This window comes from Flavobacterium sp. KACC 22763, from assembly GCF_028736155.1.
Classification (GTDB): Bacteria; Bacteroidota; Bacteroidia; order Flavobacteriales; family Flavobacteriaceae; genus Flavobacterium.
In genome coordinates this window covers 367,901-382,833 of record NZ_CP117879.1, presented here as the reverse complement: position 1 = coordinate 382,833, position 14,933 = coordinate 367,901, and the positions used below count along the sequence as shown (strand labels likewise).

9 protein-coding genes are annotated in these 14,933 nt (G+C 32.3%); 6 read left to right on the top strand and 3 right to left on the bottom strand.

Going from position 1 to position 14,933, the window contains the following annotated elements; all coding sequences use genetic code 11:
* The first annotated feature begins 116 nt into the window (after positions 1-116).
* From PQ463_RS01635 to PQ463_RS01615, 5 genes are all read left to right on the top strand, one after another.
* Positions 117-521, top strand: coding sequence for a ribosomal maturation YjgA family protein (locus PQ463_RS01635; protein ID WP_274255999.1), 405 nt, complete (start codon positions 117-119; stop codon positions 519-521).
* Positions 487-1,065 carry a non-canonical purine NTP diphosphatase gene (locus PQ463_RS01630; RefSeq protein WP_274255998.1) on the top strand — a complete coding sequence of 193 codons (579 nt, stop codon included), beginning with the start codon at positions 487-489 and terminating at the stop codon, positions 1,063-1,065. The genes PQ463_RS01635 and PQ463_RS01630 overlap by 35 nt, the downstream gene beginning before the upstream one ends.
* A 203-nt stretch (positions 1,066-1,268) precedes the next feature.
* On the top strand, positions 1,269-3,185 hold the full coding sequence (locus PQ463_RS01625; RefSeq protein ID WP_274255997.1) for a DEAD/DEAH box helicase: 1,917 nt from the start codon (positions 1,269-1,271) through the stop codon (positions 3,183-3,185).
* Between the two features lie 173 nt (positions 3,186-3,358).
* A complete protein-coding gene (locus tag PQ463_RS01620) occupies positions 3,359-4,141 on the top strand; it encodes a carboxypeptidase-like regulatory domain-containing protein (protein WP_111366840.1) in 783 nt (260 codons plus the stop codon).
* A 92-nt stretch (positions 4,142-4,233) separates the two neighbouring features.
* Positions 4,234-4,572 (top strand): DHCW motif cupin fold protein, encoded by a 339-nt coding sequence (locus PQ463_RS01615; protein ID WP_111378646.1) that lies wholly within the window; start codon positions 4,234-4,236, stop codon positions 4,570-4,572.
* 144 nt (positions 4,573-4,716) lie between these two features.
* Here PQ463_RS01615 and PQ463_RS01610 read toward each other — a convergent pair whose 3' ends face one another.
* Positions 4,717-6,177 carry an aminoacyl-histidine dipeptidase gene (locus PQ463_RS01610; protein ID WP_274255995.1) on the bottom strand — a complete coding sequence of 487 codons (1,461 nt, stop codon included), beginning with the start codon at positions 6,175-6,177 and terminating at the stop codon, positions 4,717-4,719.
* A gap of 177 nt (positions 6,178-6,354) precedes the next feature.
* On the opposite strand from PQ463_RS01610, the gene PQ463_RS01605 reads away from it, so the two are divergent.
* Complete coding sequence (locus PQ463_RS01605; RefSeq protein WP_274255994.1) at positions 6,355-7,416, top strand: DUF3810 domain-containing protein; 1,062 nt, start codon at positions 6,355-6,357, stop codon at positions 7,414-7,416.
* 70 nt (positions 7,417-7,486) lie between these two features.
* On the opposite strand, the gene PQ463_RS01600 is transcribed toward PQ463_RS01605, so the two are convergent.
* Together PQ463_RS01600 and PQ463_RS01595 are read right to left on the bottom strand one after the other, a co-directional pair.
* Entirely contained in the window at positions 7,487-12,028 is a 4,542-nt protein-coding gene (locus PQ463_RS01600) for an MG2 domain-containing protein (protein ID WP_274255993.1), read from the bottom strand.
* A 1-nt stretch (position 12,029) separates the two neighbouring features.
* Positions 12,030-14,807 (bottom strand): carboxypeptidase-like regulatory domain-containing protein, encoded by a 2,778-nt coding sequence (locus tag PQ463_RS01595; protein WP_274255992.1) that lies wholly within the window; start codon positions 14,805-14,807, stop codon positions 12,030-12,032.
* Positions 14,808-14,933: the final 126 nt, after the last annotated feature.

The window sequence follows — 14,933 nt, the reverse complement described above, 5'->3', positions numbered from 1 at the left end:
CATTTTTTCATGTTTATTAATGTTTCTACTTTTTCCTCTTTGTCAAAGTTTTAAACTTTGACAAAGAGGAATTACCAATGTTTGCATAAATTTGCTTCAACAAAACAATACTAAACTTGAACAAAACAAGAATCAACTACTCTCTAATCTTCCTAAGCATTATTCTCTTTGGAATACTTTCAAGAAAAATATCTTTTATACCTTTATGGATTGGCGATTTTCTTTATGCCGTGATGATTTACTTTTTAGTTAGAGTGTTTTTTCCGTCAAAAAAGTTCTTCTTTATTATACTACTTTCTCTTTTTATTTGTTATTGCATTGAGTTTTTACAGCTTTATCAAAGCGAATGGATTGTTGATCTTAGGAAAACACTTTTTGGCAAATATGTATTAGGTCAAGGATTTTTATGGTCTGATATTCTTGCTTATACGTTTGGAATTGCAATTGCTTTTATTACTGAAAAATCATTTTTAAAATACTACAATCATGAATCTAGTTTTCGCATCAAACAACAAAAATAAAATCGCAGAAATTCAAAGTATGCTTCCAGAAAGCATCAAAATTTTAAGCTTAGAAGATATTAATTGTTTGGAAGATATTCCAGAAACAGCAGATACTATAGAAGGAAATGCCATTTTAAAAGCTGATTATGTAACCGAAAAATATGGTTATGATTGTTTTGCCGATGATACAGGTCTGGAAGTAAACGCTTTAAATGGTGAACCTGGAGTTTATTCTGCGAGATATGCAGGCGAACAAAAAAATGCCGATGATAATATGAACAAGCTTCTGGAAGCTTTAACAAATGAAGAAAACCGCAGTGCCCAGTTCAAGACCGTTATAACATTAAACCTAAATGGAAAGCAATATTTGTTTACTGGAATTGTGAAAGGAGACATTACCCTAACCAAAACAGGAACAAACGGTTTTGGTTACGATCCTATTTTTAAACCTGAAAATTTCAATGAGACCTTTGCAGAATTGCCTTTAACAACCAAAAACACTATAGGTCATCGCGGAAAAGCAGTTAAGCAACTAATTGATTTTCTGAGCACCACAAAATAATTGTTTAAAACACAACATTTTAGAGGCTAAATTTTACATTTCACGACGTATTTTTTGGCGTGTTTCCTCATTTCTTGTAAAAAATTATTTTAATAAAACTGTAACTTTTTGATAATCAATTCTTAACAAATACATAATTCTTAAAATTGCATTAGTTTATCTGAATAATTAACAGTAATTTTGCACCCTATTTTAAAACACATATGAATAAATTTGAACAATTAGGATTGAATGAATCGTTACTGAAGGCGATTTTAGATCTAGGATTTGAAAATCCGTCAGAGGTACAGGAAAAGGCGATTCCCCTATTATTGGAAAAAGACACGGATATGGTTGCGTTGGCTCAAACAGGGACAGGGAAAACGGCAGCTTTCGGTTTTCCGCTAATTCAAAAAATTGATGCCGACAACAGAAATACACAAGCATTAGTTTTATCGCCAACACGCGAGTTATGTTTACAGATTACTAACGAACTTAAAAACTACTCAAAATACGAAAAAGGTATTAATGTGGTAGCAGTTTACGGAGGAGCTAGTATAACAGAGCAAGCAAGAGAAATAAAGAGAGGTGCACAAATTATTGTGGCAACTCCAGGAAGAATGCAAGACATGATTAACAGAGGTTTAGTAAACATTAAAAACATAGATTACTGTGTTCTTGATGAGGCTGATGAGATGTTAAACATGGGATTCTATGATGATATCGTATCTATTTTATCAGATACTCCAGACGAAAAAAGCACATGGTTGTTCTCTGCAACTATGCCGCAAGAGGTTGCTAGAATTGCAAAACAATTCATGAGCGAACCATTAGAAATTACTGTAGGAACTAAAAACTCAGGTTCATCTACAGTTTCTCACGAATTTTATTTAGTTAATGCTCGTGACCGTTATGAAGCTTTGAAACGTTTAGCTGATGCTAATCCAGACATTTTCTCAGTAGTTTTCTGTCGTACAAAAAGAGACACACAAGCTATTGCTGAGAAATTAATTGAAGATGGATATAGCGCCGCTGCGTTACACGGAGATTTATCTCAAGCACAACGTGATGGTGTAATGAAATCGTTCCGTGGAAGACAAATTCAGATGCTTGTTGCTACTGACGTTGCTGCACGTGGTATTGACGTTGATAACGTAACACACGTTGTAAACTACCAATTGCCTGACGAAATCGAAACTTATAACCACCGTTCTGGTCGTACAGGTAGAGCTGGAAAATTAGGAACTTCTATTGTAATTGTTACAAAAAGCGAGTTACGTAAAATTTCTTCTATCGAGAGAATCATCAAACAAAAATTCGAAGAAAAATCTATTCCATCTGGAATCGAAATCTGCGAAATTCAGTTATTACACTTAGCAAACAAGATTAAAGATACTGAGGTTGATCACGAAATTGACAACTATTTACCAGCAATCAACAATGTTCTTGAAGATTTATCTAAAGAAGAGTTGATTAAGAAAATGGTTTCAGTAGAATTTAACCGTTTCATCACTTATTACAAGAAAAACAGAGATATCTCTGTAGGTGGTGGCGAAAGACGCGAAAGAGGCGATTCTGAACCAAGAGAATTCAGCAACAACGGAGCAGTTCGTTATTTTGTGAACATTGGTTCTAGAGACAACTTCGACTGGATGTCATTAAAAGATTACTTGAAAGAAACATTAGATTTAGGTCGTGATGATATCTTTAAAGTAGATGTAAAAGAAGGATTCTCTTTCTTTAACACAGATCCACAACATACAGACAAAGTAATGGATGTTTTAAACAACGTACAATTAGAAGGTCGTCGTATCAATGTTGAGATTTCTAAAAATGATGGTGGTGGAAGACGTGATCACAACAACCGTGGTGGAAGACGTGATTCTGGAAGAAGAGAAGGAAACTTCGCTCCAAGACGTGAAGGCGGATTCAGAAGCGATAGAGGTTCTTCAAGAGACGGAGGTTCACGCGAAGGCGGATCTCGTGAAGGTGGTTTTAGAAGCGACAGAAATTCATCTTCAAGAAGAGAAGGTGGTTTTAGAAGCTCTGCTCCAAGAAACGAAGGTGGTTCAGATAGAGCTCCAAGACGTTCAGAAAACTTCGGAGATAGTTCAAGACCAAGAAGATCAAGAAGAGATTAATACTTCAATTTCTTAAAATACAAAATCCCAAATTCCAATTTTATACGGAATTTGGGATTTTTTCTTATATCCAATAATCTTATCAATGTCTTTGTTAATTTTCTTATAATTAAATTCCAAGACTGCGAGATATTTAATCCCTATTTACTACTTTTAGAGCTTTAAATCAGGATATGAAATATTTCGCAATTTTCTTTTTTACACTTCTCGCCAACATTGGTTTTGCACAAGATACGCAAGATACACAACCAACAGTTCCACAAAGAGTTTCAGGTTACGTTATTAATGACGACAGCAAACAACCGCTTGCTGGAGTAAATATCATTAACACCAACAAAGTGCGTGGTGCAAAATCTGACGAAAAAGGATATTTTGAAATTGACGTACAAGTCAACGATACGCTACATTTTTCTATCCTAGGATTTCAATCTCTAAGAATCAGAGTTACAAATGACTGGATTAAAAATAAAGTAACTAGAATTCAGCTTACTGAAAAAGCAATTGCTTTGGAAGAGGTTGTTATTGCTCCTTTCTCGCTAACAGGTTATCTTGAAATTGACTCTAAATTAATTCCAACAAAAGAAAACTACCGTTATAGCATTTCAGGTTTAACGCAAGGTTACGAAGCTGGAGAATATGCGCCAAATGCTTTTGGAAAAGTCCTCGGTTCGATTTTCAACCCCGCCGATATGCTTTATAATTTCTTTGGAAAGAATGGAAAAGAACTCAAGAAGCTAAAGGAAATGAAAAAGGATGATACCGTACGAACACTTTTAGAATCTAAATATGATCGTGAAACCGTTGCAGTATTATTAGGCATCAGCAAAGACGAAATTCCTGAAATTATGCATCGTTGCAATTATTCAGATTCTTTCATCCAAACTGCAAACGACCTCCAGATTATGGATGCAATAAGCGCTTGTTATGAACAATATAAAGTTTTGAAACGAAATTAAACTCACAACATAAAAAATCAATCCTCATTTTTAAAACTGAGGATTTTTTTTGTTTTAAATATAACTATTAACTACCTAAACCATAAAAAAAAATGTCTACAATACCTTTTCAGACGATTGATTGGAGTCAAATCGAAAAAACAGAACACATAGGAGAAACCGGAACTGCTTATTGGCAGACCATACAATTAGGAGGTCTACGTGTTCGAAAAGTTGTTTATAGTAAAAATTATCTTGCTGATCACTGGTGCCAAAAAGGACACATTGTACATTGCTTGAAAGGGGATTTCATCAGCGAATTAGATAACGGTGAAAAAATGACATTAACAAAAGGAATGACTTATATTGTTTCTGACGATATGAGTTCTCATCGCTCTATTACAACTAAAGGTGTCGAATTGCTAATAATAGACGGGGACTTTTTAGTTTAGTCTCAGTTTACAGTCTCAGTTTACAGTCTTAGTACACAGTCTTAGTACACAGTCTTAGTATACAGTCTTAGTATACAGTCTTAGTATACAGTCTCAGTGTACAGTTTTACAAAACTGAACACTGAGACTGCGACTGAAAACTTTTTATTTAACTGGTATATTAGAAAGAATTTCCAATACGAATTTCCAATATTTTTGAGCAGAAGAAATACTTGCTCTTTCATCTGGAGAATGTGCTCCGTGAATTGTTGGACCAAAAGAAATCATATCCATATCTGGATAATTTGTTCCTAAAATTCCGCACTCTAAACCAGCGTGACAAGCCACAACTTTTGGCTGTTCGCCATTTTGTTTTTCGTATATCTCTTTTAAAACTTCTAAGATTTCAGAGTTTACGTTTGGTGTCCAACCTGGATAAGAACCCGAAAGTTCTACTTCGCATCCTACTAATTCAAAAGCAGAACGTAACGAATTAGCCAAATCAAATTTTGAAGATTCAACAGAAGAACGTGTTAAACACCCAACCAAAATCTCTCCGTCTTTGATAACAACACGAGCAATATTGTTTGAAGTTTCAACCAGATCTGCCATATCAGCACTCATTTTATAAACTCCATTCTGAGCTGCATAAATCGCTCTGATAATTCCTTCTTGAACACCAAGTTCCATTACTTTCTCAGGCAAATCGCCTTTTACGATTTCAATAGACAAGTTTGGTTCAGTCGTTTTATATTCTGCTTTAATATCAGAAATAATCTCCTGCATATCATAAACATAAGCTTCATCAAACATCTGAGAAATAATTACTTTAGCAACACTTTCTCTTGGAATTGCATTTCTAAGACTTCCTCCATTAATTTCAACAATCTGCAAACCGAAGTTTTCAAATGCATCAAATAACAAACGATTCATGATCTTGTTGGCATTTCCTAGACCTTTATTAATATCCATTCCTGAATGCCCTCCATTTAGTCCTTTTACTGTAATGGTATAACCAACAGAACCTTCTGGAACTTCTTCTTCATGATACGTTCTTGTTGCTGTTACATCAATTCCACCAGCGCAACCGATATCAATTTCATCATCTTCTTCAGTATCCAAATTCAATAAAATCTGACCTTGAAGAATTCCGCCTTTTAAGTTTAAAGCTCCTGTCATTCCAGTTTCTTCATCAATGGTAAACAAAGCTTCAATTGCAGGATGCGGAATATCTTTGCTTTCTAGAATAGCCATAATAGTCGCCACGCCTAGCCCATTGTCTGCCCCAAGTGTTGTACCACGCGCGCGAACCCAGTCACCATCCACATACATATCGATTCCTTGTGTATCAAAATCAAAAACTGTATCTGCATTTTTTTGGTGCACCATATCTAAATGCCCTTGCATAACGATTGGTTTACGGTTTTCCATTCCTGGAGTTGCCGGTTTTCTAATGATTACGTTTCTGATTTCATCTTCGAAAGTTTCTAAACCTAAGCTGTTTCCAAAGTTTTTCATAAACTCAATTACACGCTCTTCTTTCTTCGATGGACGCGGAACAGCATTTAAATCTGCAAATTTGTTCCAAAGTGCTTTTGGTTCCAGATTTCTTATTTCTTGACTCATTATGTTTTGTTTGATGTTTAACAATAAAGAGCTTCAAAGTTACAAAGTTTATATTTTTTTTCGCCACAAATTTCACGAATTAGCACTAATTATTCGTTTTAAAATAAAATCCCTCAAATACTATTCTTTTTAGTTATAAATAATTGTAATTATATTTACGTATTCAAAAATTACACTGTGAAATCAAAATATATACTTCCTCTATTTCTTATAGTTCAAATTATCTTTTATAAAACCCTTCCATACTTCCCAGATTTTGTTGAAGGTTTTTACAGTAAAAATTTATTCGTCAGGATTTCACATTTCTCTAGAATGGTTTTAGGTAAAATTCCGTTTTCTGTTGGCGACATAATTTATGCTATTTTGATGATTTCCATAATTAGCTGGTTTTGGAGAATCAGAGGAACATGGAAGACTAATTGGAAAGATCATCTTTTAAAAATAATAGGCAAAATTTCTATTTTTTACTTTTTCTTCCATCTGCTTTGGGCTTTCAATTATTATCGCAAACCTCTTTTTGAAAAAATGGAAATCAAAAGAGAATATACCGATGCTGATCTTCTGGCTTTCACTAAGAGATTAATTGTAAAGACGAATGAAGTTCAGTTTCAAATCACAAAAAATAAAAGCTCTAAAATTGTCTTTCCATATTCACAGAAAGAGTCATTCAACATGATTTTAAACGGTTATGATAATTTAGCAAAAGAACATTCTTATTTTGAATACAAAACATTAAGCGTAAAAAAATCATTATTCAGCGTTCCTTTAACTTATATGGGATTTGGCGGTTATTTAAATCCATTTACAAACGAAGCGCAAATTAATGACTTATTGCCAATGTACACTTTTCCACTAACTACATCTCATGAAATGGCGCATCAGATTGGTTTTGCAAGTGAAAGTGAATGCAATTTTATTGGCCTTTTAGCTTCTGTCAAAAATGACAATTTATATTATCAATATGCAGGATATAGTTTTGCATTACGCTATTGTCTCGGAATCTGGCAGTTTAAAAACGAGAAAATTTTTGAAATACTAAAGAAACAAGTAAATACTGGAATTTTAAAAAACTATCAAGAAGACCAAGATTTCTGGAAAAAATATGACACATTTATAGACGAAGGGTTCCATTTTCTATGGGATAGTTTTTTAAAAACAAATAATCAAAAAGACGGAATGGAAAGCTACAGTAAGTTCATCGATCTGACGATTAATTATTATCGAGATAAACCACTTTAACTTTTTAGTCTTAAGTCAAAAATACCTAACAGGTTCTCAAAACCTGTTAGGATAATCAACTTATATCATATCAAGGCAAAACCTCAATTTCTAAACCTTTGTTCCAGTTTTTATGCTCCTTTTCGTAATATAAATAGGCCGACGAAGCAGCTCCTTTATAATTTCCGGGAACAATGGCTTTAAAGTCAATATTAATTTTTCGATTTTCTCTTGCATTCAATTTTCTGAAATAGAACACCAATTCATTACCAAAGATTTCATAAAAATCGACATTATTTTTTTCTACAAGTTCTTTTAGCTGCCAAGGTTCAGGAGTTAGTCCACCCGGAATACCTATTCTAGCAATTGGATTTGAAATTTCTTTTGTGCTTTTATTTTCAACTTCAATTTGCACTCTAAGCGTTTCACTTACTTTTGCCTTGTTCTGCAAAGCATTAGTTTTTAAAGACAATTTACATTCTTTAGAATTAATTGGTGTATAAGTATTGTACTGAATCTGCAAACTATAAGGCACCATATTATCTTCTTGAATTTGAATATCAAACTTATTTTTTCCTTCTTTTACTTTTAACTCATTTAAAGCTACATTACTGTTTTTATCTCTTACAGATAAATCAATTGACTCATCATTAAAACTCATTACCGCATTTTTAACCGCTACCGTATTGATGTAAAGTTTATTAAATTCTGTGATTGCTTTTAAAGCCAAAGCGGTCGATTGTGTTGATCCAAATCCATAGGAAGTTCTGGACGATTGAATAAAGTTTAAAGCTTTTACAACTTCAGGTGTAATTTCTTTTTCTTTCAATAAAGCAATCGCATATAATGAAGCAATTTCCATATTCATCGATTCGCCGTAACTGTTAATAACAGTTTGTTCAGCTTCTAATTTATTAAAACCTTTTTTATCAATTTCAGTTTTTATCAAACTCATAAGAGATTTGTATTCTGGAATTTTACCTAAATTAAATGCTGACAAAGCAACCAGTTCCATTCTATATAAATCTTTGCTTTTTAGAGCTTCTTGCAACGCTGTTTGATACTCCTTTTCAATATCAATTTTTCCAATTTCAGATAAAACATAAACGATATAAGCATTATTCACGATATTTTTTATTCCCGAAAAGCCATATTTTGCAGGGTTTTGCTTAAATCCACCTTTACCATCTTTTCTAGAATCCATCCATGCAATTGTTCTTTCAATCAATTTCTGATCTATATTGATAAATTCTTTCATTTCATAGAACTGCAATAATCCGTAAGCTGTCAATGCTTCATTGCCAGGATTTCCGCCATACCATTCAAAACCGCCATCTTTAGACTCATAGTTTTTAAGTTTTTTATATCCCGATTCTAAAAACTTCAAGGCACGTTCTTTAAATTCTGGCGACGTATTTTTAAACTTAAGCAATTGCATTGCCATGATATTAGGATAATTTGAAGAAGAAACTTGCTCAAAACATCCGTAAGGTTCACGCACCATTCCTTCGAGAGTACTGAAAATTGAAGAAAATGGATTGTAAAACAATTTAAAATCAGAAGTAATTGATCCCGGAAATACATCTTGAATTACAAAATCTGTTGTTTGAGATTTTACCCCAGAAATATCAATATTTACAGGAAATCCTTTTGAATATACATCAATTGTTTTTTTAATAGTTGTCTTATAATTGTCTCCAGTTAAGGCAATTTCCAACGGTATATCTTTTCCAATTTTAGACGCAATTAATTTGATATTAATGCTTTTCGTTTCATTTGGTTTCAGCCCGACAGAAGCAGTTTGTTCGATCAAATCCTTTTTTTCATAAAACTTCACTTTATAGGTTAAGTTTAAGTCTTTGTCTGAATTATTTTTCAGCCAAAGCGGCACTGCAATTACATCTTCCTGAGAAGCATAAAGCGGCACTTTTACATCTGTCTGAATTAGCTCTTTTACAGAAAAAACAGCTTCCGATTTTCCAAGATCACCTTTATAAGATGTTCCTTCGGCTAGAATTTTAAAAGAAGTATTATCATCAGAATTATAAAATTCGAAATTAGCCTTACCATTTTTATCGGTCTGAATAATTGAATTCCAGTAAATACAAGTTCTAAAATCTGTTTTTTCTTCTACGATTGTCGATTGATATTTTGGCACATAAAACCTTTCTGCTATACTTATCGCTTTAGCCGAAGTTTTATTTATTTCCTGATAAGAGTATTTATATTTTTTTCCTAAAAGAATATTTCCTTGAAAGAGTCTGCCTTTTGTAGTGATCAAAATTACGCCAGAACTGCCTGCAGATCCGTAAATAGCGGTTGCCGAAGCATCTTTCAGAATTGTAACCGATTCTATAGAATTTACCGATAAATTGCCAAATACCGAGGAGTTTTCATTGTTTACATAAGCAATTCCGTCTACAACAATTAAAGGCTGTCCTCCCGCTCTATTTCCATAGACTGAACTTAAACCTCTAATTCTGACTTTGTCTGCAGATCCTGGCTGTCCAGAAGATTCTGTTATTTGAACTCCAGCTACTCTTCCGCTTAAAGAACTACTAATAATATCTGTTGCACTTATTTTTGTAATGGCTCCAGAAATCAATTTTTTGTTACTCATTCCATAACCTACAACTACTACGTCTGATAACTCAGCCGAATCTGATGACATAACAATTGGAGTTCCCCTAATCTGACCACTTTCTGTTATCGTTTCTTTTGTCTCAGTTGGTCTAAAACTTACTTCTAACGGTGTTTTATTTCTAAGTGTATCTTTCATTAACAAGAACCTACTACTATTTGTATATGAATTTGTTATCAAATATTCTTCACCATTGTTTTTCCCTTCAACTAGCAAATAAGCAAAGTTTGAGAAGGAAACTTTATTAAAGATAAAATAGCCACTGGAATTGCTTTTTGTTTCATAAACTTTTCCACCATCTGAAAAAAGAAGCACTTTTTTTGAAACTCCTTTTTTTCTTTGATTTGTAACAAAACCTGCTATCCCATTATTTTGTTCTGGTAAGATTCCGTTTTTTACTTCTGACACTAAATTTTGAAGATTTTTTTGATTGTACTTTCTCCATCCGTGTGTATTCAACAGTAAATCAATTGCTTCTTCTTTTATTTCCTGAGTTTTATTATCATCAAAATAAAATCTTGGTTCATGTATTTTTCCTTTTAACTCAAATCCAAGAAAAAGCCATGACAAAATATTATCCTGTTTATCATCAATATAAGTGAGTAATTTTGAATCGACTACAGAAACTGACAAACTTGACGGAATCGGCATATTATTTTTGTCCTTTGTTACAATTGAAACATTTACCTTTTCTCTAGGCAAATACGTTTCTTTATCGGTTTTAATTTCGATTTTTAGTCCGTTTTGATAGTTTAGAAAAACCAATCTTTCTGCAACAACATTATCTTTTATTAGTAACGAAAAAGAATGAATTCCGACAGGAAAATCTTTTGTGTTTACTTCAATAACATTCCATCCTTTTTTCAAATTCAAGTTAATTGTTTTGCAAATTTGAGCCAGGTTTCTAACCAAAACTTTTCCTTCAATTTCTAATGGAGCATAAATATTAAGCAAAACTGTTTCTGTTTTCCTTTTAGCATTTATGGTAAAGACATTTTCTTCTGCTATTGGCAGAGCGATTTTTTCATTTGATTTAAAAGGAGAAGTTACAACTGCAAAATATTTTTTAGTTCCTTCGGTTTTCAGCATTACATTTCCCATTCCGTCATGAATGCATTTAAAATCTGTTATTTTATTTCCATTTTCATCTTCAATAAATCCTGCAACATCCATTGGAAGACCAAATTCATTTTTAGCAATAAAATATAAGGATGATAATTCGTTTAAAATCATATTGCCACTTTCTGCTAAAAATTGCAAGTCAACAAAATCTAAACTAATTGGAATCGAACGCGTTACAGATTCTTTAAAATTATCATAATCGAGCATTACATTTAGAATTCCGTCATTAGAATCTAAATTTGCTGGCAATTTAAATTGAACTACAGCTTTTCCTAAATCATCTGTTTTTCCTTTCAGCGAATCGATTTTTTTTCCCGAAACAAATACATCATATTTAAAATCGTAATTTCGAATTGGCTCATTATCCAGATTTTTAAGTACAAAATCGGCTTCACAGGTTTCCCCTTTTCCATATGCTTTTTTCTTAAAATCCAGCGTCATCAAAATTCTTGGAGAAACTACTTTTTGCACAAAAAAGGTCTTCTCAAAAATATTTTCAGATAACTGATTTTGAATTTTAGTGTAAGCTTTTATTTTGTACAAACCGGCAACTGCATCACTCGGAATTTTATACGAGCATACAGCGCTGCCGTTTTCTATTTCATAATTCTGGCTAAATACTTTTTTATTACCTTGAAAAAATTCAACATATAAGTATGCACTTAATGTAGTTGGCCTATTGTCGCTTTCGGTAATAAATGCTTTAAAAAAAACAGTTTCGCCAGGATTATACAAAACATTATTTAACTGCACATATACTTTTTCTGTTTTAGAATTTTTGTAAACAGTATTCCAGTCGGCTTCTATATTTTGAGCTGTCAGAGCCGTAAATAACAGCAAAAACAATATTGAGAGTATATTTTTCATCATTTTAAAATTTTACAGTTAAAGAAGAACCGAAACTTTTCATCATTGGCGAGTTGAAATATTCTAAACCGCTTGTATCTATAGACCCGAACATCGCATTATTGCTAAATGCCGTTTTACTTTTGGAAACAACAAAAACATTGTTCATAAAGACCGAAATAGTAAACATTAGTTTCCCTCTAAAAATGCCATAATCACTTTTATATGATAAATTGATTGAATTAAGCCTAAAATAACTAGCATCTTGAATAGCGTCTTCGGCTACACCAGAAACTCCATACCTCACCCAACGATTTTGTTCAACCGGAAGATTGCTGTCATAAAACGAAACTACTTTGGTATTTACATCGCCAGATTGTGTGACTCCATTAAAAACATAATTCGTAATATCTCTCTGGTTTCCTGTTAATTGAGATTTACCGTAGTAGTTTAAAGTCTGCTCAGTTCCGTTCCAGATTTCTCCTCCTTTACTCCAATCAAAAGAAAGGCTTAGACTAAATTCTTTGTAACAAAATGAATTAAAGAATCCGACAACAAAATCTGGATTCGGATCTCCTAAAATCTTTTGCTGAGGGTCTACCATCGGAAAACCTTCATTATCAATAACTATATTTTGATTTTGATCTCTTAAATAACCGCTTCCAACAAGAACTCCAAGCGGTTGCCCAACGATATAGTTTTTATTGACATCTGCAAATCCTGCAAATGGAATTCTGGTTTGATTGTTATTCAAACTCGTTACTTTATTTTTATAATAAGTAAAGTTCAAATTGAAACCACAATTAAAATCTCTATTTCGTTCTGTCTGTTTTTCAATTTCAAATTCAACTCCATTTTGCTTATAATTCACATCTGGAGACCAATTAAAAGAATTAAGATTAACAACTGGCGTATACAAATCCTGAACATTTTTATGGTAATATTCTACATAGAAATTCCAATAATAACTAGGTCTGTATGTTAATGTTAAGTTTGTAATATTTTCTTTTGTCGGAATTGCATTCTTTGGAGTTATAAGTTCTAAATTATTTCTAAGCTCTTTAAATTGACTTACTTGATATTGCAAAGAATTAAAATTCAAATTATTATTCTGCAATGATGGTTCTGTTTGCGTAAAAGTGTGACTTGCTGTGAAATTGAAAGATGTATCAAATAATCTTTTTATTTCAGCAGAGCCAGAATAGTTAAACAAAAAATTGCTATTTACAGTAGAAGAATAATTTAAGTTTGAACTTGCTTTTAGGGTAAGTTCTTCATTCGATCCTAAAGCATTACTAATATTATATGCTCCATTTATATTGTAGAAAATTTCAAATCTTTTCTGCAAAACATCCATTTTATTTTGAATTGTTCCATTATCAGGAATGTCTGATGGCGCTGAAAAACCAGAATAAAAACTACGATCTAAATCTCTTTGCTGAAATCTAAAATCGATTTTAGATTCTACAAATTTCGCATATCCAAAATTGCGTCTAAAAACATCTGAGAGAGAATAGCTTATAAATCCCTCAAATCTCCTGTCAAAATTTGGCGTATTAATTTCGGCAAAATAAAATCCCTGACCGTTTTTATTTTTAATTTCTGACGATTGAAAATTAGCGTTAAACGTGTTCAAATAATTATTATAAGAATAGATATGATTAAAGTTGAAAGAGATCGTTTTACTTTTATTTTTATCTAAATTATTCTCAATCAAATAATACGGATTGTTCTCATTTGCAGAATAACTTCTCTGCAATCCGTTTGATAAAGTTGAAGCAAAATGATTGTCAAAATGAATTGGAGTTACAGCATTGGCAAAAATGACTTTATTTATTCCAAAGTTTGAATTTGAAAAATTGTTTTCGAAATCATTATAAGACAAAATCGCATCTATTTTGCTATTGAAAGAAAGTGTTCTGAAATATTTTAAGGAAGCTGAAATCTCATTATTTCGACTAGTCGGAATTACAATATTTCCTGTTTTATATCCAAAATCAAACTTAAGAATATTCATCTCTGGACTTTGAATTTGTGCGCTGAAAGACACTTTATTATCCTGCGTGTCCTGGAAAAAGTTGTTAGAATTAAAAAGCTGTAATGGATTTCCGTTGCTAGAATTTCTATTGATAATATCTCCCTGCGGATAATATTCTGAAGGATTTGCAGAATATTGCAATGTACTCACATTTGGTCCCCAGCTGAAAATTTCATTAGTTTGAGGTGATTGATAAGCCAAGTTTCCATTTAAACTTCTACCTTGTGCGAATTGATTTTGATATTTTGGAAGACGCATTGGTGTGGAATAAACAAAATCATGATTTACCTGAAATGCTACTTTCGAATATTGATGATACGTTTTAGCATTATAAACACCCGAATTATCCCTATTAATTTTCATTAAAGATTGATTGTAATTGTAAAGGTATTCGACAAGATCAAAATAATAATCGCCTGATGATTGAGTCGCTTTTATAGAATCTTTTGGCTTTTTTAAATTTTCTACATAATCATTACTTATTATTGGGTTAGCATAATTGTCATTTTTACCTTCTAATACCATATTAGCCCCAATTGTAATAGTTTGAGTTTTCATTCCAAGATATGAGATACGGAGTTTATCTCCATAATTAACTTCTATAGAATAATTTCCATTAAAATCTGTAAATGTGCATCTTGAAGTGTTTACAACACATACAGATACGCCTGGAATAGGTGTTCCTTTATCACTTACATTTCCCTTATAGATTTTTTGCGAAAAACTGGCTGTGGTTACAAAAAGTAAGAGTAATAATTTATTCATATTGGCTGGTTATTTTTATATATAGAGGGCTACTTTTTGCAAAAGGTTGGGAAAGATCAAAAAAAAACAAGATTAATACTAATATTTTTATTTAATGTTTTTTTTTACTTTTAAAACTGTAACAAA